The 23,361-nt window shown below is 64.5% G+C and carries 24 protein-coding genes; 11 read left to right on the forward strand and 13 right to left on the reverse strand.

Annotated elements, in window-relative coordinates; translation table 11 throughout:
* Window positions 1-23: 23 nt before the first annotated feature.
* The 9 genes from NWF24_RS20325 to NWF24_RS20365 form a co-directional block, all read right to left on the reverse strand.
* Window positions 24-482 (reverse strand): MerR family transcriptional regulator, encoded by a 459-nt coding sequence (locus tag NWF24_RS20325; RefSeq protein ID WP_258350107.1) that lies wholly within the window; start codon window positions 480-482, stop codon window positions 24-26.
* Window positions 483-546: 64 nt separating this feature from the next.
* Window positions 547-918 carry an integration host factor subunit alpha gene (locus tag NWF24_RS20330; protein WP_093053063.1) on the reverse strand — a complete coding sequence of 124 codons (372 nt, stop codon included), beginning with the start codon at window positions 916-918 and terminating at the stop codon, window positions 547-549.
* A gap of 5 nt (window positions 919-923) precedes the next feature.
* Window positions 924-3,365, reverse strand: coding sequence for a phenylalanine--tRNA ligase subunit beta (gene pheT, locus NWF24_RS20335; RefSeq protein ID WP_258350108.1), 2,442 nt, complete (start codon window positions 3,363-3,365; stop codon window positions 924-926).
* Window positions 3,366-3,403: 38 nt separating this feature from the next.
* Complete coding sequence (pheS, locus tag NWF24_RS20340; protein ID WP_093053069.1) at window positions 3,404-4,480, reverse strand: phenylalanine--tRNA ligase subunit alpha; 1,077 nt, start codon at window positions 4,478-4,480, stop codon at window positions 3,404-3,406.
* Window positions 4,481-4,593: 113 nt separating this feature from the next.
* Window positions 4,594-4,953: a 50S ribosomal protein L20 gene (rplT, locus tag NWF24_RS20345; RefSeq protein ID WP_007832499.1), complete on the reverse strand. Its 360-nt coding sequence runs from the start codon at window positions 4,951-4,953 to the stop codon at window positions 4,594-4,596.
* 24 nt (window positions 4,954-4,977) lie between these two features.
* A complete protein-coding gene (gene rpmI / locus NWF24_RS20350) occupies window positions 4,978-5,181 on the reverse strand; it encodes a 50S ribosomal protein L35 (protein WP_007832497.1) in 204 nt (67 codons plus the stop codon).
* Window positions 5,182-5,343: 162 nt separating this feature from the next.
* Window positions 5,344-5,967, reverse strand: coding sequence for a translation initiation factor IF-3 (infC, locus tag NWF24_RS20355; RefSeq protein WP_258355330.1), 624 nt, complete (start codon window positions 5,965-5,967; stop codon window positions 5,344-5,346).
* 101 nt (window positions 5,968-6,068) lie between these two features.
* Complete coding sequence (gene thrS, locus NWF24_RS20360; protein ID WP_093081667.1) at window positions 6,069-7,976, reverse strand: threonine--tRNA ligase; 1,908 nt, start codon at window positions 7,974-7,976, stop codon at window positions 6,069-6,071.
* Window positions 7,977-8,195: 219 nt separating this feature from the next.
* Window positions 8,196-8,507 (reverse strand): putative quinol monooxygenase, encoded by a 312-nt coding sequence (locus NWF24_RS20365; protein WP_258350109.1) that lies wholly within the window; start codon window positions 8,505-8,507, stop codon window positions 8,196-8,198.
* A 115-nt stretch (window positions 8,508-8,622) separates the two neighbouring features.
* On the opposite strand from NWF24_RS20365, the gene NWF24_RS20370 reads away from it, so the two are divergent.
* Window positions 8,623-9,585: a GlxA family transcriptional regulator gene (locus NWF24_RS20370; protein ID WP_258350110.1), complete on the forward strand. Its 963-nt coding sequence runs from the start codon at window positions 8,623-8,625 to the stop codon at window positions 9,583-9,585.
* Window positions 9,586-9,686: 101 nt separating this feature from the next.
* On the opposite strand, the gene aceA is transcribed toward NWF24_RS20370, so the two are convergent.
* Together aceA and NWF24_RS20380 are read right to left on the reverse strand one after the other, a co-directional pair.
* The gene (gene aceA / locus NWF24_RS20375) at window positions 9,687-11,018 is read right to left on the reverse strand and encodes an isocitrate lyase (RefSeq protein WP_093053080.1); all 1,332 of its coding nucleotides are present in this window, start codon (window positions 11,016-11,018) and stop codon (window positions 9,687-9,689) included.
* 206 nt (window positions 11,019-11,224) lie between these two features.
* Window positions 11,225-11,638: a gamma-glutamylcyclotransferase family protein gene (locus tag NWF24_RS20380; protein WP_258350111.1), complete on the reverse strand. Its 414-nt coding sequence runs from the start codon at window positions 11,636-11,638 to the stop codon at window positions 11,225-11,227.
* Between the two features lie 38 nt (window positions 11,639-11,676).
* Here NWF24_RS20380 and NWF24_RS20385 point away from each other — a divergent pair, with 38 nt between their 5' ends.
* Window positions 11,677-12,600 carry a DMT family transporter gene (locus tag NWF24_RS20385; RefSeq protein ID WP_258350112.1) on the forward strand — a complete coding sequence of 308 codons (924 nt, stop codon included), beginning with the start codon at window positions 11,677-11,679 and terminating at the stop codon, window positions 12,598-12,600.
* A gap of 155 nt (window positions 12,601-12,755) precedes the next feature.
* A complete protein-coding gene (locus NWF24_RS20390; RefSeq protein WP_093081677.1) occupies window positions 12,756-13,199 on the forward strand; it encodes an SWIB/MDM2 domain-containing protein in 444 nt (147 codons plus the stop codon).
* A gap of 40 nt (window positions 13,200-13,239) precedes the next feature.
* Here NWF24_RS20390 and NWF24_RS20395 read toward each other — a convergent pair whose 3' ends face one another.
* Window positions 13,240-14,019, reverse strand: coding sequence for an AraC family transcriptional regulator (locus NWF24_RS20395; RefSeq protein ID WP_258350113.1), 780 nt, complete (start codon window positions 14,017-14,019; stop codon window positions 13,240-13,242).
* A 103-nt stretch (window positions 14,020-14,122) separates the two neighbouring features.
* Here NWF24_RS20395 and NWF24_RS20400 point away from each other — a divergent pair, with 103 nt between their 5' ends.
* Window positions 14,123-14,419 carry a hypothetical protein gene (locus tag NWF24_RS20400; protein WP_258350114.1) on the forward strand — a complete coding sequence of 99 codons (297 nt, stop codon included), beginning with the start codon at window positions 14,123-14,125 and terminating at the stop codon, window positions 14,417-14,419.
* Here NWF24_RS20400 and NWF24_RS20405 read toward each other — a convergent pair.
* Complete coding sequence (locus NWF24_RS20405; protein ID WP_258350115.1) at window positions 14,382-16,109, reverse strand: thiamine pyrophosphate-binding protein; 1,728 nt, start codon at window positions 16,107-16,109, stop codon at window positions 14,382-14,384. The two genes, NWF24_RS20400 and NWF24_RS20405, sit on opposite strands and share 38 nt — an antisense overlap.
* Before the next feature lie 94 nt (window positions 16,110-16,203).
* Between NWF24_RS20405 and NWF24_RS20410 the strand changes: the two genes are divergently transcribed.
* The 7 genes from NWF24_RS20410 (at window position 16,204) to NWF24_RS20440 (ending at window position 23,358) form a co-directional block, all read left to right on the forward strand.
* A complete protein-coding gene (locus NWF24_RS20410; protein ID WP_258350116.1) occupies window positions 16,204-16,869 on the forward strand; it encodes a TetR/AcrR family transcriptional regulator in 666 nt (221 codons plus the stop codon).
* Between the two features lie 144 nt (window positions 16,870-17,013).
* Window positions 17,014-18,006, forward strand: coding sequence for a tripartite tricarboxylate transporter substrate binding protein (locus tag NWF24_RS20415; RefSeq protein WP_258350117.1), 993 nt, complete (start codon window positions 17,014-17,016; stop codon window positions 18,004-18,006).
* 30 nt (window positions 18,007-18,036) lie between these two features.
* Window positions 18,037-18,810: an ABC transporter permease gene (locus tag NWF24_RS20420; protein ID WP_093053105.1), complete on the forward strand. Its 774-nt coding sequence runs from the start codon at window positions 18,037-18,039 to the stop codon at window positions 18,808-18,810.
* A 52-nt stretch (window positions 18,811-18,862) separates the two neighbouring features.
* Window positions 18,863-19,864, forward strand: coding sequence for an ABC transporter substrate-binding protein (locus NWF24_RS20425; RefSeq protein WP_258350118.1), 1,002 nt, complete (start codon window positions 18,863-18,865; stop codon window positions 19,862-19,864).
* A 57-nt stretch (window positions 19,865-19,921) separates the two neighbouring features.
* Complete coding sequence (locus NWF24_RS20430) at window positions 19,922-20,701, forward strand: ABC transporter ATP-binding protein (RefSeq protein ID WP_258350119.1); 780 nt, start codon at window positions 19,922-19,924, stop codon at window positions 20,699-20,701.
* A 14-nt stretch (window positions 20,702-20,715) separates the two neighbouring features.
* The gene (locus NWF24_RS20435; RefSeq protein WP_258350120.1) at window positions 20,716-22,146 is read left to right on the forward strand and encodes an enolase C-terminal domain-like protein; all 1,431 of its coding nucleotides are present in this window, start codon (window positions 20,716-20,718) and stop codon (window positions 22,144-22,146) included.
* A 48-nt stretch (window positions 22,147-22,194) separates the two neighbouring features.
* Window positions 22,195-23,358 (forward strand): Gfo/Idh/MocA family protein, encoded by a 1,164-nt coding sequence (locus tag NWF24_RS20440; protein ID WP_258350121.1) that lies wholly within the window; start codon window positions 22,195-22,197, stop codon window positions 23,356-23,358.
* The last annotated feature ends 3 nt before the right edge of the window (window positions 23,359-23,361 follow it).

The raw sequence follows: 23,361 nt of genomic DNA on the forward strand, positions 1-23,361 counted from the left end.
CTCTCGATTATAGCGGCTGAAATTCAGCGCCCGAGGGTCAGCAGCTCACGAATTTCAAAGAGTTCGCGCCGCAGGTGCAACAACTGCGACAGGTCGACCGTCTGCGCGGCAGACGACGAGGGTGAATCCTGCACCACGGCGGCATCGAATTCTTCCTGGTCGATCTCGATGGCCTCCATGCCTTCGAGCGGCACCTCGCCCGCCTTGCGACGGTCGCGTTCACCCTGCACGAGTTCTTGCAGCTTGTTGCGCGCGCCGCTGATCGTGAAGCCCTGGTCGTAGAGCAGATCGCGGATGCGGCGGATCATGAGCACCTCGTGGTGCTGGTAGTAGCGGCGATTGCCGCGCCGCTTCATGGGCCGCAGCTGCGTGAACTCCTGCTCCCAATAACGCAGCACGTGCGGCTTGACGCCGCACAGTTCGCCGACCTCACCAATGGTGAAGTAGCGTTTGACGGGAATCGGAGGGAGCGTTTTCTCCATTGAAATCAAGACTGTGCGCGGGAAACCTGAGAGATTACTCTACGCAGGCGCGCAGCACCAAGCACTATTCGGCGCCCAGGCTCCACTCGACTTCGGATGCGCCGTTCTGGTCGATGCTTCCGTGGATCTGCTCCTTGAGCTTCGCACTCGCGTGGAACGTGGCCACGCGGCGCTCGCCGATCGGAATGGCCTCGCCGGTGCGCGGGTTGCGGCCCGGCCGCGGCGCCTTCACGCGGATCTGGAAGTTGCCGAAGCCTGAGATCTTCACGTCCGTGCCTTCGACGAGACTGCTGGCCACGAGCTCGAAGAACGCCTCGACCATGTCCTTGGACTCGCGCTTGTTCAGGCCGATCTGCTCGAACAGCAGGTCGGCCAGATGCGCCTTGGTGAGCGCAGGCGTTTCGAGAGCCTCGAGCGTGAATTCGGCAGCGTTCATTCTCATCATCCCCTCAAGCGGCCGCCGAGCTTGGCGTCCAGTTGTTCGACGATTGCACGGACCGCGGGCTCGACCTGCTCGTCCGTCAGGGTGGCGTTGTCGCTCTGGAAACTGAGGCGAACCGCCATGCTCTTCTCGCCTTGCGCCAAGGCGCCCGGCGCAGCCACGGCACCATCGCGCAGCGGCTGCGGGCGATAGATGTCGAACAGCGTTACGTCGCGCAGCAGTCCCTGCGCAACCGTCGTCGAGCGAATGGCCTGCACCAGTGCATCGTGCGTAACGGCTTCGGCCACGACCACGGCAAGGTCGCGCTCCACAGCCTGGTGCTTAGGCACCGGCTGTGCGACCGGCACGGGGCGCGCCGTAACGGCATCGAGGTCGAGTTCGAACAACACGGGCGCCTGTGCGAAGTCCCACTTCTGGCGCCAGCGCGGATGCAGTTCGCCGACGAAGCCGATGGCCTTGCCGCCAACCAGCACGCGCGCCGAACGGCCCGGGTGCAGGGCCGGATGCTCGGCCACTTCGAAGCTGGGCACCAGCGGCGCGAGCAGTGCTTCGACGTCGCCCTTGACGTCGTAGAAGTCGACGCGCTGCGGCTTGCCGTCCCAGCGCGACTCGTTGGCGTCGCCCCAGGCGAGGCCCGCCACGCGCATCGGCTGGTTCACGCCGCGCACGGTGCTGTCGGTGGTGGCAACGCTGTCGTCGCGCATGAACACGCGGCCCACTTCGAACACGCGCACACGAGGCGCCTTGCGGTCGAGGTTGAACTTGAGCACCTGCAGCAGCGAGCCCAGCAGCGACGAGCGCATCACGCTCATCTGGCTGGCGATGGGGTTCAGCAGCTTGATCGGGTTCGCATTGCCTGCGAGGTCCTGCTCCCAATGCGCTTCGACGAAACTGAAGTTGATCGTTTCCTGATAGCCCAGCCCCGCGACGCTGCGGCGCACCGCAAAGCGGCTGCGCTGCGCCTCGGGCCGCACGCGGGCGGTGATGGGAGCGAGCGGCGCGGTGGTCGGCAGGTTGTTGAAGCCGATCAGACGCGCGACTTCCTCGATCAGGTCTTCTTCGATCAGCAGGTCGAAGCGGTGCGGCGGCGGGGTCACAGTCAACGTGCCCTCGCCTTCAGTGATCGTGAAGCCGAGACGGTTCAGCGCGTCGGCGCATTGCGCCTGCGTCAGCGGCATGCCGATCACGCGCGCCGCACGCTCGACGCGCAGCGTGACGGGTACGGCCTCGGGCACGCTCAGCGTCTGGTCGTCCATCCTGCCGGCCTCGCCGCCGCAGATCTCGACGATCAGTTGCGTGATGCGCTCGATGATTTGCACAGTGCGGCTCGGATCGACGCCACGCTCGTAGCGGTGGCCCGCATCGGTCGAGAAGTTGAAGCGACGCGAACGCCCTTGCACAGCCTCGGGCCACCAGAACGCGGCCTCGACATAGATGTTGCGCGTGTCGTCGGACACCGAGGTGGCGTCGCCTCCCATGATGCCGGCGAGCGATTCGACTTCGTGGTCGTCGGCGATCACGCCGACCTTCTCGTCGACGGTGATGGTCGTGCCGTTGAGCAGCTTGAGCTGTTCGCCCGCCTTGCCCCAGCGCACCGTGAGGCCGCCGTGGATCTTGTCGAGGTCGAAGATGTGGCTGGGCTGGCCGTATTCGAACATCACGTAGTTCGAGATGTCGACCAGCGGCGTCACACTGCGTTGGCCGCAGCGCGCAAGGCGCTCGACCATCCATGCCGGCGTCGCGACCTTGGTGTTGACGCCGCGCACGATGCGACCCGAGAAGCGGCCGCAGAGTTCGGGGGCTTCGACCTTGACGGGCAGCACGTCGGCGAAAGACGTCGCCACCGGCGCGATGGCAGGAGTCTTGAGCGGCGCGTCGGTGAGCGCGGCGAGTTCACGCGCCACGCCGTAGACGCTGAGGCCGTGCGCCAGGTTGGGAGTGAGCTTGAGCGTGAGCAGCGCGTCGTCGAGCTTGAGCACGTCGCGTACGTCGGCGCCGATGGGCGCATTGGCATCGAGCTCGAGCAGGCCGCCGTGGTCTTCGTTCAGGCCCAGTTCGCGCGCCGAGCACAGCATGCCCTGGCTCTCGACGCCGCGCAGCTTGCCGAGCTTGATGAGGAAGGGCTTGCCGTCTTCACCCGGCGGCAGTTCGGCGCCGACGAGTGCGCACGGCACCTTGATGCCGACACGCGCATTGGGTGCGCCGCACACGATATTGAGCAAGGCGCCCTGCCCCGCGTCGACCTGGCACACGCGCAGGCGATCGGCATTCGGGTGCTGCTCGGCTTCCTTGATTTCGCCGACCACGATGCGCGTGAAAGGCGGCGCCACCGGTCGGCGCTCTTCGACCTCGAAGCCACCCATGGTGAGCGTTTCGGCCAGTGCGGCGCTGTCGAGGGGCGGGTTGCAGAACTCGCGCAGCCAGGATTCCGGGAATTGCATCTCTTCGATCTCGATCTGGTTTTTCTATGGAGGGGTGCTTACTGGAACTGCGAGAGAAAACGCAGGTCGCCGTCGAAGAAGAGGCGCAGGTCGTTCACGCCGTAGCGCAGCATCGTGAGCCGGTCGGGGCCCATGCCGAAGGCGAAGCCGATGTAGCGTTCGGGGTCGAGCCCCATGTTGCGCACCACGTTCGGATGCACCTGGCCCGAGCCCGACACCTCGAGCCAGCGGCCGGCCAGCGGCCCGCTCGCGAACTGGATGTCGATCTCGGCGCTCGGTTCGGTGAACGGGAAGAAGCTCGGGCGGAAGCGCAGCACGAGGTCATCGCGCTCGAAGAAGGTGCGGCAGAAGTCGGTGAAGACGACCTTCAGGTCCTTGAAGCTCACGTTCTCGCCGAGCCACAGGCCTTCGCACTGGTGGAACATGGGCGAGTGGGTGGCGTCGCTGTCGACGCGGTAGGTACGGCCGGGCGCGATCACGCGGATCTCGGGCGCCTTCACGGTGCCGGTGGTGTCGGCTGCAGCGGCCGCGAACTCGGCGGCGTACTTCTTGATGTGCTGATGCGCATAGCGCACCTGCATCGGGCTGGTGTGCGGACGCAGGTTGTAGGGAATGCCGTCGTCGCCGTTGATGTCGACGTAGAAGGTGTCCTGCATCGAACGCGCCGGATGGTTCGGTGGGTTGTTCAGCGAGGTGAAGCTGTGCCAGTCGCTCTCGACTTCGGGGCCGTCGGCCACGTCGAAGCCCATGCTGGAGAAGATTTCCTCGATGCGCTCCAGGGTGCGGCTCACGGGGTGCAGTCCGCCAGGAATGCGGCGGCGGCCTGGCAGGCTCACGTCGAGCGCTTCGGCGCGCAGTTGCAGCGAGAGTTCTTCGTCGGCCAGTTGCTGGCGGCGGTCGGTCAGTGCGGCCTCGATGGCCTGCTTGGCGACGTTGATCGCGGCGCCGCGGGACTTCTTCTCTTCGACACTCAGCGCGGCCATGCCCTTCATCAGCTCGGTGATGCGGCCCGACTTGCCGAGGAACTGGGCCTTGGCGTTTTCGAGCTCGGCGGGCGTTTTCGCTTCGGCGAAGGCGGCGCGTGCGGTGTCGACCAGGGAGTCCAACTCGTTCATAGCAACAAAAATCTTCGAGGGGAAATAAAAAAGAGCTGGAGCCTTTTCAAGCGCCAGCCCTTGAGCCGTGGGCGCAGGAAGCTACCCGAAGGCAGCATCCCTGCTGTGCAGAATCAAGCAGCCAGCTTGGCCTTGACCTGCTCCACGATGCCGGCAAAAGCGGCCTTGTCGTGCACGGCGATGTCCGCAAGCATCTTGCGGTCGATCTCGATACCGGCCTTGCGGATGCCGTTGGCGAACTGGCTGTAGGTCAGGCCCAGTTCACGCGAGGCGGCGTTGATACGCGCGATCCACAGCTGACGGAACACGCGCTTCTTGGTACGGCGGTCACGGTAGGCGTATTGGCCTGCCTTCATCACCGCCTGTTTGGCGACGCGGAAGACATTGCCGCGGCGACCGCGGAAACCCTTGGCGAGTGCGAGAACTTTCTTGTGGCGGGCGCGAGCCGTTACACCACGTTTGACGCGAGGCATGTGTGTACTCCTTGTTCGTCTGAGTTAAATGCCACGGCCGGGCAGCATGGCGGCGACAGAAACCATGTTGGTCTCATGCACTGCGACTGCACCACGCAGGTGACGCTTGTTCTTGGTGGTCTTCTTCGTCAAGATGTGACGCTTGAAGGCTTGACCGCGCTTGACGGTGCCACCGGGACGAACGCGGAAACGTTTTTTCGCGCTGCTCTTGGTCTTCATTTTGGGCATGTGAATGCTCCTTTAGTTTGTGCTCGTGAGGCGCCATGGATGCTCCACGGACTTGTTGGCCCCGAGACACTTCTTTATCCCGCCCCTGCCGGCATCTCTCGCGAGGCGCTGGCAAAGGCGAAATCCCTTCGAACCTTCTCTTCTCTACTGCAACCCTGACATTCAGGCTGTTGCGGGCGACGCTGCCGGTGCGGCGGCATCTGCTGCCGGCTTCGGCGCAGCGCCACCAGCCTTCTTGCGGCCCGGTGCGATCATCATGATCATCTGCCGGCCTTCGAGCTTCGGGAACTGCTCGACCATGATCAGGTCGCCCAGCTCGTCGCGAATGCGCTGCAGCAATGCCAGACCGAGCTCCTGGTGCGTGATCTCGCGGCCGCGGAAGCGCAGCGTGATCTTGCATTTGTCGCCCTCATCAAGAAAGCGCTTGATGTTGCGCATCTTGATGTTGTAGTCGCCATCGTCGGTACCAGGCCGGAACTTGATTTCCTTGACCTCGATGACCTTCTGCTTCGACTTCGCCTCGGCTGCCTTCTTCTGCTCGTGGTACTTGAACTTGCCGTACTCGATCAGGCGGCATACCGGCGGGTTGGCCGCCGCAACGACCTCCACCAGGTCCACGTCCTGCTCACCGGCAAGGCGCAGAGCCTCGGCAAGACTCACGACACCCAATTGCTCGTTATCCGGGCCGATCAGGCGGACTTCCGGGGCCATGATTTCCCGGTTCAGGCGGTGTTGGCGTTCCTCGCGGTGGCGGCGGTCGCGGAATGCAGTAGCGATGGTCAGAATCCTTCAAAATTTGCTACAAAATCTGTAGCGAACACCGGTCAGTCCTCGCGGACAAACGGCATGATTTGGCTTTGAAACATATGGGGTGTTCCGAAGACAAATCAACGCTTGTCGGCAATATCCTGGACGAGCCGTTGCACGAACGATTCGAGGGACATTGCACCGAGGTCTTGATTGCCCCGGGCGCGCACTGCGACGGCACCTGCTTCCTTTTCCTTGTCGCCTACGACAACGATATAAGGGAGCTTTTGCAACGAATGCTTCCGTATTTTATACGTAATCTTCTCGTTGTGCAGGTCAAGCTGAACCCTAAGCCCTTGATTTTGCAGCGCTTTCGCAACTTGCGCGGCGTAATCGGCCTGTCCTTCGCTGATATTGAGCACCGCCACCTGTACCGGCGCGAGCCATGCGGGCAGCGCGCCCGAGTGGTGTTCGATCAGCATGCCGATGAAGCGCTCGAGGCTGCCGACGATCGCACGGTGCAGCATCACGGGGTGCGCACGACCACTCGACTCCGTCACGTATTCGCCGCCCAGGCGCTCGGCCGTGTTGAAGTCGACCTGCATCGTGCCGCACTGCCACTGGCGGCCGATGGCATCGCGCAGCGTGTATTCGATCTTGGGGCCATAGAAGGCGCCGTCGCCCGGTGCAATGACGAAGTCGACGCCCGAGCGGCGCAGCGATTCCATCACCGCGTGCTCGGCCTTGTCCCACAGTTCGTCGGAGCCGACGCGGTTCTCGGGCCGCGTGGCAACCTTGTAGAGGATGTCCGTGAAGCCGAAGTCGGCATAGACCTTCTGCAGCTGCTCCGTGTACGCGATGCACTCGTCGAGGATCTGGTCTTCCGTGCAGAAGATGTGCCCGTCGTCCTGCGTGAAGCCGCGCACGCGCATGATGCCGTGCAGCGCGCCGCTGGGCTCGTTGCGGTGACACTGGCCGAACTCGCCGTAGCGCAGCGGCAGGTCACGGTAGCTGCGCAGGTCGCTCTTGAAGATCAGCACGTGGCCCGGGCAGTTCATCGGCTTGAGCGCATATTCGCGCTTCTCCGACTCCGTCGTGAACATGTTGTCGCGGTAGTTCTGCCAGTGGCCCGTTTTCTCCCACAGGCTCTTGTCGAGGATCTGCGGGCCCTTCACTTCCCAATAGCCCGTGTCGCGGTAGATGCCGCGCATGTACTGCTCCACGGCCTGCCACACGGCCCAGCCCTTGGGGTGCCAGAACACCACGCCCGGCGCCACTTCGTCGATATGGAACAGGTCGAGCTCCTTGCCGAGCTTGCGGTGGTCGCGCTTCTCGGCTTCCTCGATGCGCTGGATGTACTGGTCGAGCTGCTTCTTGTCGGCCCAGGCCGTGCCGTAGATGCGCTGGAGTTGCTCGTTCTTGGCGTCGCCGCGCCAGTAGGCGCCGGCCAGCTTCGTGAGCTTGAAGACCTTCAGGAAACGCGTGTTCGGCACGTGCGGGCCGCGGCACATGTCGACGTATTCCTGGTGGTAGTACAGGCCCATGGCCTGCTCGTCGGGCATGTCCTCGACGAGGCGCAGCTTGTAGTCCTCGCCGCGCGACTTGAAGACTTCGATGACTTCGGCACGCGGCGTCATCTTCTTGATCACGTCGTAGTCCTGCGCGATCAGCTCGCGCATGCGCGCCTCGATGGCGGCCATGTCCTCGGGCGTGAACGGGCGTTCGTACGAGATGTCGTAGTAGAAGCCCTCGTCGATCACCGGCCCGATCACCATCTTGGCCGTCGGGTAGAGCTGCTTCACCGCATGGCCGACCAGGTGGGCCGTCGAGTGGCGGATGATTTCCAGGCCTTCGTCGTCCTTGGGCGTGATGATCTGCAGCTTGGCGTCATGGTCGATAACGTCGCTGGCATCGACGAGCCTGCCGTCGACCTTGCCGGCCACCGTCATCTTGGCCAGGCCGGGGCCGATGGACTGAGCGACTTCGGCCACCGAAACCGGGCCGGGGAACTCGCGGCGCGAGTTGTCGGGGAGCGTGATCTGGATCATTTGAAGAAAACCTCGGGGAGAAAAACAAAAAAGCGCGGTGGGTGCCGCGCTTTGCTTGGTTGTGAAGCTGGCAGAAACCAGCGAGCGCGGGGCTACCGGCCTTTTCCTTCAGTGAAGAAAAAGCCACTGAATCCTTGCGGAGTAGTTCGCGGTGTCATAACCAAGGTGCCTTTCTCGCTCTTGTTGAGTGCAGAGCCCGCAATTCTAGCCGCTGCCCGCTCAGGGCGCGGGCGCCGCATTCTTGAGCCCGAGCACTTCGATGGGCTCGATCGACGGCGGCTTGGCGAACAGCTCGGGAGCCTTCGCCATCAGCGCCTGGGCGATCGGGCCGGTCAGATGGGCCTGGCGCCCGGCCTCGTCTTCGAATGCGTCGAACACGCCGAAAGTGTTCGGCGACAGGCGCAGCGCAAACCAGATCGGCGTGGTCTTCTCGTCGCGCGCCATCGCAAGGCCGGCTTCGAGAAACTTCTCTACATCGCCTTCCTTGCCCGGCTTGGCTTCGAGTCGGGCGAACAGTGCGTACTTGATCATGGGTGATCTCCTGAGTTGAACGGCGCGCGACATTGCGCGGCGTTGGTATGGACTCTAGGCAGCCATCGCCTCTGGAGCTATTGGCATTTTTGACATCTTTGATATCGTTATGGCCATGAAACTCGACGTACTCGCTCTCGATGGCGTGTTCGACACCGGCCTGTCCACGGTGCTCGACGTGTTCACCACTGCCAACGAACTCGCGGCCATGCTGCAGCTCGACGTGGCGCCATTCGAAGTCACGGTGACGGGCGCTCGCAAGCGGGTGAAAACTTCGCAGGGCCTCACCGTTCCGGTGGCTCGCGCGCTTGGCGCCGGCTCAGCGGATTGGCTGATCGTTCCCGCGCTCGGCTGCAAGATGCCCGAAACACTGGAGCCCGCCTTGCTTCGCCCGGACGTGCGCGACGCCTGCGCCGCAATTCAGGAGCGCGCAAGCAAAAGCGCCAACCTGGCCGCCGCCTGCATCGGCACCTTCGTGCTCGCCGAGTCGGGCGTGCTCGATCGCCAGAAGGCAACCACGACCTGGTGGCTGGCCACGTTGTTCCGCCAGCGCTACCCCGCCGTGCAGCTGGAAGACTCGCGCATGCTGGTCAGCTCCGGCAACCTGGTCACGGCCGGCGCGGCGCTGAGCCATGTCGACATGGCGCTGTGGATCGTGCGCCAGGCCAGCCCCGAACTCGCCACGCTGGTCGCGCGCTACCTGATCGTCGATTCGCGGCCGTCGCAGTCGGCCTACGTGATCTCCGACCACCTCTCGCATTCCGACCCGCTGGTGGAGCGCTTCGAGCGCTGGGCGCGCGGACGGCTGGCCGATGGCTTCTCGCTCGACGAGGCCGCGCAAGCCGCCGGCGCCAGCAAGCGCACGCTGGCCCGCCGCATGCAGCAGGTGCTGGGCAAGAGTCCACTTTCCTACGTGCAGGACCTGCGCGTGGAACGCGCGGTGCATCTGCTCAAGACCAGCGACAAGAGCCTCGAGCAGATCGCCGGCATGGTGGGCTACGCCGACGGAGTCACGCTGCGCACCCTGCTGCGCCAGCGCCTGGGCCGCGGCGTGCGCGAGGTGCGCCTAGAAGCCTGAGCGTGCAACGGACGCAAAAAAGCCCGGCACGCGGCCGGGCTGAAAGTGACAGCGAAATATCTGTCCGTCGAAAGACCGACCCGCGAGGATCGATCACCCGATCAGTGGAATTGCTCTTCCTCGGTCGAGCCTGACAGCGCCTTCACGCTGGACGAACCGCCCTGGATCACGGTGGTCACGTCGTCGAAGTAACCGGCACCAACTTCCTGCTGGTGCGACACGAAGGTGTAGCCCTTGTCGCGCGCGGCGAACTCGGGCTCCTGCACCATGTTGACGTAGTGCTTCATGCCTTCGCCGCGAGCGTAGGCGTGGGCGAACTGGAAGGTGTTGAACCAGTTGACGTGGATGCCGGCCAGCGTGATGAACTGGTACTTGTAGCCCAGGGCCGACAGGTCTTCCTGGAACGAGGCGATCTGCTTGTCGTCGAGGTTCTTCTTCCAGTTGAAGGAAGGCGAGCAGTTGTACGACAGCAGCTTGCCGGGGCAGGCGGCGTGCACGGCTTGTGCGAATTCGCGGGCGAAGCCGATGTCCGGCACGCCGGTTTCGCACCACACCAGGTCGGCGTAGGGTGCGTAGGCCACGCCGCGGCTGATGGCTTGCTCCAGGCCGTTCTTCACGCGGTAGAAGCCTTCCTGCGTGCGCTCGCCCGTCAGGAAGGGCTTGTCGTTGGCGTCGTGGTCGGAGGTGATCAGGTTCGCGGCTTCCGCGTCGGTGCGGGCCAGGACGATGGTCGACACACCCAGCACGTCAGCTGCGAAACGCGCGGCAATCAGCTTCTCGCAGGCTTCATGCGTCGGCACGAGCACCTTGCCGCCCATGTGGCCGCACTTCTTCACGGCAGCCAGCTGGTCTTCGAAGTGCACGCCGGCCGCGCCTGCCGTGATCATGTTCTTCATCAGTTCGAAGGCATTGAGCACGCCGCCGAAACCGGCTTCCGCGTCGGCCACGATGGGCAGGAAGTAGTCGATGAACTCCTTGTCGCCCGGGTTGACGCCGCGGCCCCACTGGATTTCATCGGCGCGGCGGAAGGTGTTGTTGATGCGGCGGACCATCGTCGGCACCGAGTCGTAGGCGTACAGCGACTGGTCGGGGTACATCGTCTCGGAGCTGTTGCCGTCGGCGGCGACTTGCCAGCCCGACAGGTACACGGCTTCCAGGCCAGCCTTGGCTTGCTGCATGGCCTGACCAGCGGAGATAGCGCCGAACGCGTTCACGTAGCCCTTCTTGGAGCCACCGTTGATCTTGTCCCAGAGCTTCTCTGCGCCGCGCTTGGCCAGCGTGTGCTCGATGGGGAACGAACCGCGCAGGCGCACCACGTCGGCCGCGCTGTAGCCACGCTTGACGCCCTTCCAGCGCGGATCGGTGGCCCATTCCTTTTCGAGGGCGGCAATCTGCTGTTCGCGGCTGAGTTGTTCTGTGAGGGTCTGGGGCATGGTCACTCCGTGAGGTTGATTGAAGGTTGGGCGCTGCGGCCGTGGAGTTACTGTAATCGGACCGCAGACTCTTATGTCTTATAGAAGACATATTTTTCAATCAATTAAATCAACAACTTAGAGAGATATTTCTCAATGCAAAATTATTTTTCTCATATCGAGAAAAAATATTGCGGCGCAGCAGTTATCAATTTCGCAATGCGCAATCAACCTTTCGGTTGTGAAAACGAGGCATCGCTTCGCGCCGCATGCGCGATCCAATCGCCACTTTCGATCACGCGGCGACCTGCAATGCGCGTCGGATGGATCTCGTAGACCAGGCAATCGAACCACTGCCCGCCAACATCCACGCGCACCTGCCGCTTGATGTACTCGCCCGAGTCGTCGTCGGCCACTTCCTCGAGCACGTCGAGCGCTGCCTCAACCGCAGGCTCGACAACGTAGACCTCGCCCTTCACGCGCCCCACCCCACCCAGCACGACACCCGGATAGGCGCCCAGGTCGTACAGCGTGCCGGCAATGCTCGCCTCGCCCACTAACACCGGCGTGGGCCGGTAGCGCGCGATGTCGTTGCGCCCGCCGCGGCGCAGCGTGCCGTAAACAAAAACGTGGGGCATCATCGAAACCGCCTTCTCCGCAACTACAGAACTTCAGTCTATTGAACTCCGCTGCTCCCGCATCAGGCCGCCTCGTGGCCTACGGCTGCCTGGCCCTGAGCATGTCGCTCGTCGGCGGCTACGTCGCCCTCTCCAAGCCCCTCGTTGCCGCCTTTCCGGTGCTGCTGCTCGCATGGCTGCGCTTCGGCATCGCCGCGCTGGCCATGCCGCATTGGCTCATGCGCACACCCGACGAGCCGCCGATGACCGCGCGCACGCGCTGGCTGGTGTTCCTCGAGTCGTTCCTCGGCAACTTCATGTTCTCGATCTGCATGCTGTTCGGCGTGAGCCTCACGAGCGCGGTGTCGGCGGGCGTGATCATGGCGTCGATCCCCGCGTGCGTGGCCGTCGCGAGCTGGCTGTTCCTGCGCGAGCGCATCACCGTGCGCATCGGCCTGGCCATCGCCTGCGCCGCGCTCGGCATCGGTCTGCTGGCACTGTCGCCGGCGCACGCACCGGCATCGCCCTCTGCTTCGTCGGCATCGATGCCCTGGCTCGGCAACCTGCTCGTGTTCTGCGCGGTGCTCTGCGAGACGGCCTATGCGGTGATCGGCAAGTCGCTCACGGGACGCCTGGGGCCCAAGCGCATCGCCTCGCTCATCAACCTGTGGGGCTTCGTGCTCTCGCTGCCCTTCGGCATCTGGTTCGCGCTGCAGTTCGACTTCACCGCGGTGCGCTTCGGCACCTGGGCGCTGCTCGTGGTCTACGCGCTCGCTGCAAGCATCTGGACGGTGTGGCTCTGGATGACCGGACTTCGCCACGTACCAGCCGCACAAGCGGGTGTTTTCGCCGTGATGTTGCCCGTGAGCGCAGCCCTCGTTGGCGTGCTCGTGCTGGGTGAAAACCTCTCTTCGCCACAGCTCGTTGCGTTCGTCATTGCCCTCGCGGGCGTGGTGCTTGCGACATGGCCTGGGCGCCGAACGTGAAAAACAGGGCTTCTCCCCTCTGAAAAAACAACAACTCCCAATGAAAAAAGCGCTTTTTCCCTTGGAAACGCGTTTTTTCTCATTTAGCATCCGCATTGCCACTGGAGACGCAAGTTTTTCATTGGTGAGTGTTCAACCAAAAAAGGAAATCAACCATGGCAACTGCAAAGAAGGCTCCGGCCAAGAAAGCTCCGGCAAAGAAGGCCGCTCCCGCAAAGAAGGCGGCGGCTCCTGCGAAGAAGGCAGCACCGGCCAAGAAGGCTGCTGCTCCTGCTAAGAAGGCTGCTCCGGCGAAGAAGGCTCCTGCCAAGAAGGCCGCTCCCGCAAAGAAGGCTGCTCCCGCCAAGAAGCGCACGCCCAACGCCGCGTTCATGAAGGCCCTGACCCCCAGCCCGGCACTCGCCGCTGTGGTTGGCTCGACGCCGCTGCCGCGCACCGCTGTCGTGAGCAAGCTGTGGGACTACATCAAGAAGAACAACCTTCAAGACAAGGCCAACAAGCGCAACATCAACGCCGACGCCAAGCTGAAGGAAATCTTCGGCAAGGCCCAAGTGTCGATGTTCGAACTGGCCGCGCTGATCGGCAAGCACGTCAAGTAAGCGCTCAGGGGCCTCGCGCTCCTGAATCAAAAAGCCCGCTTCATGCGGGCTTTTTTTTCGCCTGCGGCAAGGCCACGCTTTCTTCGAAGAAGCGCGACGGCGTGCGCCCGAAGTGCTTGCGGAAGGCCTCGATGAAGGCGCTCACCGAGCTGTAGCCCACTGTCAGCGCTACTGCTGTCACGGGCTCCTTCAGGCTCAGCAGTTCGACGGACTTCAACAACCGCGCCTGCTGGCGCCATTGCGCGAAGCTCAGACCCGTCTCCACAGCGAAGCGGCGCGTGAGCGTCCTTCGCGCCATGCCGATGCGATCGGCCCATTCGTCGATGCCGTCCGGCAACGCCGGATCATTGGCCAGCGCCGCAGCCATCGCGGCAAGGCGCTTGTCCTGCGGCATCGGCAGGTGCAGCGACGGCCTGGCGCTCGCCGCAAGCTCATCGATCAGCACGCCCACCAGCCGCGCACGGCGCGGCTCCAGCAGAGGCTCGGTGGCATCCATCGAAGTCAGCCGGTCGATCAGCCCCTGCACCAGCGGCGTGACGGCAAACACATGCGGCCCGTCCGGCAAGGCAGTCGCCATCAGCGCGTCGATGTGCAGGCTCCAGCCTGCCGTCGCACCAAAGCTCTGCGCCGCATGGGCGCAGCGCGGCGCGATCCAGCCGATCCACCCCGGCGGCTGCACCCAGCGGCCCGAAGGCGTCTCGATGACCTGCAAACCCTCGCGCAGTGCGAACAACTGGCCGGTTTCATGCGCGTGGTAGTCCGTGACGCGCGGCGCCTCGTAGGCGTTGATCCAGAGCTTCACAGGAGCCTCAGCGGCCATGGTTGGCCCGCCGGAGGTATCGATTGGCCCCGTGCCGCAAGCCCGAACGCGCGCCGCTGCCTAGCATCGAGTTCATCCTCAACAACCCATCCAAGGAACATCCATGAAAGCCCAAGACGTATTACCCGACGGCGCAGACTTCACCGTCGTGAACGGCCGCACCCTGCGCAAGGGATCGGTCGGCGCCTTCCTCGCCAACGTGCGTATTCTTGAAGACGCAAGCGCGTCGGCCGCCGACAAGCACGCCGCCGAGCAAGACCTTGTCTTCCTGATCCCCGCCCTCGACGCACTCGGCCTGTTCGACGTGTTCGAACTGCGCTCGCCGTCCTTGCGCGACGAGGTGGCCCGTCATCGCTCGGCGCTCAGCCCTGCGCCTGCTGCTGCTTCGCTGAACGCGTGATCGACGCGAGCGTGCCACGGGTGGTGATCACTTCGGGGTCGAGCGGAATCTCGATCAGCGTGCCGGTGTCGGCCGCCAGCGCGCGCAGCAGCGCGGCTTCGAACTGCGCCGTTTCCGTCACACGCTCGGCCGCATATCCGTACGCGCGCGCGAGGCCGCAGAAGTCAGGGTTGCGCAGCGCGGTGCCGCTGGTGCGTTCGGGGTACTCGCGCTCCTGGTGCATGCGGATGGTGCCGAACATGCCGTTGTTGAGCAGCACGACGATGCTCTTGCCGCCGTGCTGCGCAGCCGTCGCGAGCTCCTGCCCCGTCATCAGAAAATCGCCGTCGCCCGCGATGGTGAAGGCCACGCGCCCCGTCGCAAGATTGGCTGCGATGCCAGCCGGCACCCCATAGCCCATCGCCCCGCTGGTCGGCGCCAGCTGCGTCTTCGCGCCCTTCGCGAGCCCGTGATAGCGGAAGTAGCGATGCACCCAGCTCGCAAAGTTGCCCGCGCCGTTGGTGATGGCCGCGTCCGCCGGCAGGTGCTTCTGCAGTAGCGCGACAACTTCCGCCATGTCGACCGGCCCGCGCGGCGTCTCTGCGGGCATGCCTGCCAGCGGCTGCGGCACGAGGTTGGCTTCGTAATCGGCATGGGCCTGCAGCGTCCATTCCTCCCACGGCAGCGTCGGCGGCGCGCTCAGCACCTCCAGGCTGCGCGCGGCCGCGCTCATGCCGGCGTTGATCGCCAGGTCGGCCTGGTACACGCGGTTGAGTTCCTCGGCGCTCGCATGGATGTGCACCAGCGTCTGCTTCGCCTTCGGTGCTTCGAGCAGCGTGTAGCCGCCGGTCGTCATCTCGCCCAGGCGCGGGCCGATGGCCAGGATCAGGTCGGCATCCTTCACGCGCTGCGCGAGCTTCGGGTTGATCGCAATGCCGACGTCGCCCGCATACAGCGGATGGTGGTTGTCGAAAGTGTCCTGAAAGCGAAAGGCGTTCGTCACCGGCAGCCGCCAGTTCTCCGCAAAGCGCTGCAGCGCCTGTGCGGCCTGCGTCGTCCAGCCACCGCCACCGGCAATCACGAGCGGGCGCTGTGACTTCAGCAGCAGCTCGCGCAAGGTGCGCAACGCGCCCGGATCGCTCCAGGGCTCGACCGCCTCCACGCGCGCCAGCGGCCGCGCCGCCGTCTCGCTGCGCAGCATGTCCTCAGGCAGCGCCAGCACCACCGGCCCCGGTCGTCCGTTCATCGCGGTGGCGAAGGCGCGCGCGATGTATTCGGGAATGCGGTTCGCATCGTCGATGCGCTCCACGCGCTTGGCAAAGCCCTTGGTGCTCGGTCCGAAGAAGCTGCCGTAGTCGACCTCCTGGAAAGCCTCGCGGTCGCGGAAGTCGCTGCCGACGTCGCCGACGAACAGCACCATCGGCGTCGAATCCTGGAAGGCGTTGTGCACGCCGATCGATGCGTTCGTCGCGCCGGGTCCGCGCGTGACGAAGCACACGCCCGGCCGCCCCGTGAGCTTGCCGTGCGCCTCGGCCATGAATGCCGCGCCGCCCTCCTGCCGGTTGACGATGAAGCTCGTGCGATCGCGGTACGCATGGAAGCCGTCGAGCACCGCCAGGAAGCTCTCGCCCGGCACGCCGAACGCGATTTCCATGCCCTGCTCGACCAGGCACTCGACGATCAGGTGGCCTGCGGGTTGTGATGTACTCATGAGAAGTAGAACCTCAGCTGCAAATGTCTTCGGCAATTATGTGCGCCCGCTCCAGACGCCTTGCGTTAATTCCCCAATTGGTTAAATTCTCGCCATGAAGGCCTCCAAGGACTCCTCACCCGACGCCGCCGAAGTGATCGAACCCCGTTCGCGCGACGCCGACCGTTCGCAGCTCGCCATCCTCGCGTCGGCGCGCGACGAGTTCTCCGCGCGCGGCCTCGCCGGCGCGCGCATGGACAGCATTGCCGAGCGCGCGGGCCTCAACAAGCGCCTCATCTACTACTACTTCGGCAGCAAGGACGACCTGTTCCTGGCGGTGCTGGAGCGCACCTACGCCGACATCCGCGAGGCCGAGCAGCGCCTGCACCTCGACGAGATCGAACCGGTCGAGGCCATCCGCCAGCTGGTGTCCTTCACCTGGCACTACTACCTGGAGCACCCCGAGTTCATCACGCTGCTCAACAGCGAGAACCTGCATTGCGCGGCGCACCTGAAGCGCTCCGAACGCATTCAGGAAATGAACTCGCCGCTGGTGCAACTGCTAGACACCGTGCTGGAGCGCGGCCGGCGCGACAACCTGTTCCGCGCCGGCGTGGACCCGGTGCAGCTCTACATCTCCATCGCGTCGCTCTGCTACTTCTACCTCTCGAACAACCACACGCTCTCGGCCATCTTCGGCCGCGACCTGCGCGCGCCCAAAGCGATGGCGCAACGCCTCTCGCACATGACCGACCTCGTGCTGGGCTACGTCCTGCACTGAGCTTCGTCGGCTCGCCTTCGCACCTCCGGGTATCTACTAGGCAGCGGCCGTTGACGCTGCGGTGCAGCCGTTCCTACAATCGATAATTCACTCATTGGTGAATTGATCGATTCAAGAAAGCGGCCCGACCGCGCGGAGACATCCATGAAGCTCTTTGCCAGCACTGCACGCACCACCGTCGTTGCTTCGCTGACCTGCATCGCGGCCCTGCTGCCCGGCCTGGCCGCCGCGCAGAACGGCTACCCGACCAAGCCCATCCGCGTGATCGTTCCCTTCGCGGCCGGCAGCACCACCGACATCATTGCCCGCGCCATCACCGACAAGATGAGCGCCAGCATGGGCCAGACGCTGGTGGTCGACAACCGCGGCGGCGCCAGCGGCACCATCGGCCAGCAGGCGGTGGCCACGGCCGCGCCCGATGGCTACACAGTGATGATCCATTCGTCATCGCATACGGTGAGCCCTTCGACCTTCGCCAAGCTGCCCTTCGACACGGTGCACGACTTCGCGGGTGTCACGCCGATCTCGTCGCTGCCCAACGCGCTGGTGATCTCGCCCAGCAAGAACATCAAGACGCTGCCCCAGCTGCTGGCCGCCGCGCGCGCCAAGCCCGGCAGCATGAACTTCGCCTCAGCCGGCCAGGGCAGCGCGACGCACCTGAACGCCGAGAAGTTCAAGATGGCCGCGAAGATCGACGCGACCAACATCCCCTTCAAAGGATCGGGCGAGGCTGTGACCGAAGTGCTCTCGGGCCGCGTCGACTACTACTTCTCGCCCATCGCCCCGGTCATCGGCCAGATCAAGGAAGGCCAGCTGCTGGCGCTGGCCGTCGGCTCGCCCAAGCGCGCCGCCGCCCTGCCCGACGTGCCCACCACCACCGAGGCCGGCGTGCCCGGCTCCGAGTTCAACTTCTGGATCGGGATGATGGCGCCCGCCAAGACGCCGCGCGACATCGTCGAGCGCCTGCACGCCGAGGTGGCGAAGGCGCTGGCCACGCCCGAGGTGAAGGAGCGCTTCGCCAAGCTCGGCGCGGACGCGTGGACGCTCAAGCCCGAGCAGTTCGACGCCTACATCAAGGAAGAGATCGCGAGCAACGCGCAGCTCGTGAAGGCAGCCGGGCTCTCGGTTCAACAGTAAGCAAGCCTTCTGAAAGCCCCGGCCCTCGCCATGTTCCGCAAGCTCCTGCTCTCTCCGGCCCTGCGCCCTTTCATCCTCATCTTGCTGCTGCTGGTGCTGTGGGATCTGGCGATCCGCCTCTTCAAGATTCCGGCTTACCTGATTCCCCCGCCGTGGGAAGTGGTGAAGCAACTCGTCGCCGAGTGGCCGCGCCTGCTCGCCGAGAGCTGGAAGACCACGCTCGCCACGCTGGGCGGCTTCGGCCTGACGATCCTGATCGGCATTCCGATTGCCATGGTCATCGCCTACTCGCGCGTGGTCGAGTCGTACGTTTATCCCCTGCTGGTGTTCTCGCAGAGCATCCCGAAGGTAGCGATCGCGCCGCTGTTCGTGGTGTGGTTCGGCTTCGGCATTTTCCCCAAGGTGATCAGCGCCTTCCTGCTGGGCTTCTTCCCTGTGGTGGTGTCCACGGTGATGGGCTTCAAGTCGGTCGAGCCCGACATGCTCGACCTCTCGCGCTCGATGGGTGCGAGCCGCCTGCAGACCTTTCTCAAGATCAGCCTGCCGCAGGCGCTGCCGTCGATCTTCAGCGGCCTGAAGGTGTCGGTCACGCTGGCCGTGGTCGGCGCGGTGGTTGGTGAATTCGTCGGCTCCAACTCGGGCATCGGCTACGTGCTGCAGGTGGCCAACGGCAACTTCGATCTGCCGCTGATGTTCGCCGCGCTGGTGGTGCTGTCGAGCATCGGCGTCATTCTTTTCGTTGCCGTCGACCTGGTCGAGCGCGTGATGATTCCCTGGCACGCCTCGCAGCGCCACGCGAACTGAGTTTTCTCTTTCAAGTTCCTTCGCAAAGCCAACAACTCCCGGAGACAAGACCATGAAGAAACTGCTTCCCTCGCTGCTCGCTGCAGCAGTGCTCGCCACCTTTGCCATCGCTCCTGCGCAAGCGCAGGGCGACAAGCCCAAGGACAAGGTCACGCTAATGCTCAACTGGTACCTGTACAGCGAGCACGCGCCCTTCTTCCTCGGCAAGGAAAAGGGCTTCTACGCTGAAGAGGGCATCGACCTCGACATCCAGGAAGGCCGCGGCTCCGCCGTCACCGCGCAGGCGGTGGCCGCCAAGTCGGCCACCTTTGGCTACATCGACGTCACGACCATGATCAAGGCCGCCGCCAAGGGCGCGCCGCTGAAGTCGACCGGCGTGCTGTTCCAGGTGAGCCCGATGTCGGTGATGGGCTTCACCGAGAAGAACATCAAGACGCCGAAGGACATCATCGGCAAGACGGTGGCCGTCACGCCGGGCGACTCGATGTCGCAGATGTGGCCGCTCTTCCTCAAGGTCAACAACATCACGGCCGACCAGGTGAAGATCGTCTCTGGCGACGGCCAGACCAAGCTCAATGCCGTGACCAACGGCCAGGCCGACCTCCTGCTGGGCTACGTGATGGACCAGGCCATCAAGCTGCAGGACGCCACCGGCAAGCCCGTTACGCCGATCCGCTTCGCCGACTCTGGCGTGAATCAGATCAGCTCCGGGATCATCACCAACAAGAACCTGCTGACCGAGAACCCCGACCTGGTGAAGCGCTTCATGCGCGCCTCCACCAAGGCCGCCGAAGCCGCCGAGAAGAGCCCCGAGGCCGCAGTCGACGCGATGCTCAAGGCCAACCCCAAGGCCGGCGTGCGCGACACCCTGATCGTCGGCATGAAGCAGAGCGTGGCGCTCTATCACACGAAGGAAACGGCCAACCAGCGCCCGTACCGCGTGGCGATGAAGAACGTGAGCGATTCGCTCGACCTGCTTGTGCAGTACGGCGGCATGGACGCATCGACGCGCGGCAAGCCCGAAGACTACGTGACCCTCGACTTCCTGCCCTGACCGATCACTGCCTTCGAACCCGCGCGCCTTTCGCTGCCGCCACCTCTCACGCATTCAATGTCCCAAGTCAACCTGATCGAAGCGCGCGGCGTCTCGAAGATCTACCAAAGCAAGGACGGCCCGGTCGAGTCGCTGAAGCCGCTCGACTTCGCCATCAAGGAAGGTGAGTTCGTCTCCGTCGTCGGCCCCTCGGGTTGCGGCAAGAGCACGCTGCTGAAGATGGTGGCGGGCCTGCTGCCCATCAGTGGCGGCAGCCTCACGCTGGCCGGCAAGCCGATCAAGGGTCCGCAGAAAGACGTGGGCATCGTGTTCCAGAGCGCGGTGCTGCTGCCCTGGCGCAGCGTGGAGGACAACATCCTGCTGCAGGCTGAGATGCGCCATTTGCCGAAGGCCGCCTCGAAGGACCGCGCGCGTCAACTCATGGAAATGGCCGGCCTGAAGGGCTTCGAGGGCAAGTACCCCTGGCAGCTGTCGGGCGGCATGCAACAACGCGCATCGATCTGCCGCGCGCTGCTGCACGACCCGTCGGTGTTGCTGATGGACGAGCCCTTCGGTGCGCTCGACGCGATGACGCGCGAGAAGATGAACCTGGAACTGCAGCGCATCTGGATGGCGTCGAAGAAGACGGTGATGCTCATCACCCACAGCATTCCGGAAGCCATCTTCCTGTCGGACCGCGTGATCGTGATGAGCGAGCGGCCCGGCTCCATCGCTGCGGTGTACGACATCGACCTGCCGCGCCCGCGCACGCTCGACGTGATGGCCTCGCCCGAGTTCGGCGCGTACACGAAGCTGGTGCGCGCGCATTTCTTCTCGCAGGGCATCCTGGACCACTGAAGAAAGCGCCAGCCATGGATGCCATCCGCTTTCACGTCGAGGAGATCCGCTTTGCCGAGCGCAATGTCACGCTGCGGCTGCCGTTCCGCTTCGGCGCGGCCACCGTCACGGCCTGCCCGCAGGTCTATGTGAAGGCCCGCATCCGCCTTGCGGACGGCCGCACGGCAGAGGGTTGCGCCGCCGAGATGATGGTGCCCAAGTGGTTCGACAAGAACCCGGCCCTCACCAACGAACAGAACTTCGAGCAACTGCGCTTCGCTCTGCGCGATGCGCGCGAGGCCTACACCGCGGAGCCAGATGCGCAGACCGCGTGGACGCATTTCGCGTCGAACTACGCATCGCTGCAGGCACGGGCCAAAGCCAAGGGTCTGCAGCCGCTGGTGGCCAGCTACGGCCCGGCGCTGATCGACCGCGCCCTGCTCGACGCGCTGTGCCTGCACAGTGGCGTGAGCTTCGCGGCAGCGATGAGCGGCAACCTGAGCGGCATCGACGTCGCAGGCAGCGGTCTGGCCGATGACCTAGCTGGTTTCGACATGTCCAGCTTCCTGTCCAGGCAATCGCCGCGCACGCGCATCGCGGCGCGCCACACGGTCGGGCTGGCCGATGCGATCGACGACAACGACACCATGCCCGACGCCCCCACCGACGGCCTGCCCACGACTCTCGCAGCGGCAGTGCGCCGCTACGGCCTCACGCACTTCAAGCTCAAGCTGTGCGGCAACACCGCGCAAGACATCGACCGGCTCCAACGCATCGCCCGCGTGATCGACGGCCACGCGCAACTCGTGACGCTCGACGGCAACGAGCAGTACGCCGATGCGGACGACTTCGGCGTCTTCCTCGACCGCATGCTGTCCACGCCCGTGCTGTGGAAGCTCGCGCAGAAGACATTCTTCGTCGAGCAGCCGATTCGCCGCGACGCGGCCCTGCAGCGCGACGTGTCCGCGCTCGGCAAGCGCATTCCGCTGCTCATCGATGAATCCGACGCCACGCTCGACGCCTTCATGCAGGCTCGTGCGCTCGGCTACACCGGTGTTTCGAGCAAGAGCTGCAAGGGTTTCTACAAGTCGGTCATCAACGCGGCGCGCTGCGCGCATTGGAACGCCTCCGAGGAAAAGCCGCGCTACTTCCTCTCCGGCGAAGACCTCACCATGCAGGCCGGCTTAGGCTTGCAACAAGACCTGGCGTTGGTCTCCTGGCTCGGCCTCTCGCACGTGGAGCGCAACGGCCACCACTACGTCAACGGCCTTGCCGCAGCCCCAGAAACCGAACAACAGGCCCTGCTGCGCGCCCACCCGGGCCTGTACGAACTGAGCGACGGCGCAGTGCGCCTCGCCATCCGCGACGGGCAGCTCGACCTGTCCTCGCTCGCCACCGCGCCCGGCTTTGCCACAGGCAAACCCGGCGCCGGCATCTCGTGGGACGCCATGCGTTCCGTCTACTGAAGCCCCGCTTCGATCTGCAATCTCTCTCGCATCTCAAGGAAGAAAACGATGGCCACCCAACGTCTAGGAATCATCATGCACGGCGTCACCGGCCGCATGGGCATGAACCAACATCTGATCCGCTCTATCTGCGCCATCCGCGCGCAAGGCGGCGTCACGCTGTCGAATGGCGACAAGGTCATGCCCGACCCGATCCTCATCGGCCGCAACGCCGAGAAGATGGAAGCGCTGGCCAAGGCCCACAGCATCCCGCGCTGGGGCACCGACCTCGACAAGGCACTGGAGAACAAGGACGACACCATCTTCTTCGACGCCGGCACCACGCAGATGCGCCCCACGCTGCTGGCCAAGGCCATCCGCGCTGGCAAGCACGTGTATTGCGAGAAGCCGATTGCCACCAACCTGAACGAAGCGGTGGAGATCGCCCGCCTCGCCGAAGGCTCTGGCCTGAAACACGGCGCAGTGCAAGACAAGCTCTTCCTGCCCGGCCTGCGCAAGCTCGACATGCTGCGCCGCGCCGGCTTCTTCGGTCGCATGCTCAGCGTGCGCCTGGAGTTCGGCTACTGGGTGTTCGAGGGCGACCTGCAGCCCATTCAGCGCCCGAGCTGGAACTACCGCAAGGAAGACGGCGGCGGCATGATCCTCGACATGATGTGCCACTGGCGCTACGTGCTGGACAACCTGTTCGGCGAGGTGAAGTCGGTGTCGTGCATCGGCGCCACGCACATCCCCAAGCGTTGGGACGAAGCCGGCAAGCCGTATGAGGCCACCGCCGACGACGCGGCCTACGCCACTTGCGAGCTCACCGGCCACAACGGCGAACCCGTCATCGCGCAGATCAACATGAGCTGGGTCACGCGCGTGCGCCGCGACGACCTCGTGACCTTCCACGTCGACGGCACCGATGGCTCGGCCGTAGCGGGCCTGTCGAGCTGCCGCGCCCAGTCGCGCGTGGCCACGCCGCGCCCGGTGTGGAACCCCGACGAGAAGCAGATGATGAATTTCTTCGACCAGTGGCAGGAGATTCCGGACTCGCAGGTCTACGACAACGGCTTCAAGATCCAGTGGGAACACTTCATCCGCCACGTGGTCGAGAACGAGCCGTACAAGTGGACGCTGCCCGAGGGCGCCAAGGGCGTGCAGTTGGTCGAGGCGGCACTCGAATCGTGGAAAGACCGCCGTTGGGTCGACGTGCCCGCGCTGAAGGTCTGAGGC

Origin of the sequence: Variovorax paradoxus (assembly GCF_024734665.1) — a bacterium.
Classification (GTDB): Bacteria; Pseudomonadota; Gammaproteobacteria; order Burkholderiales; family Burkholderiaceae_C; genus Variovorax.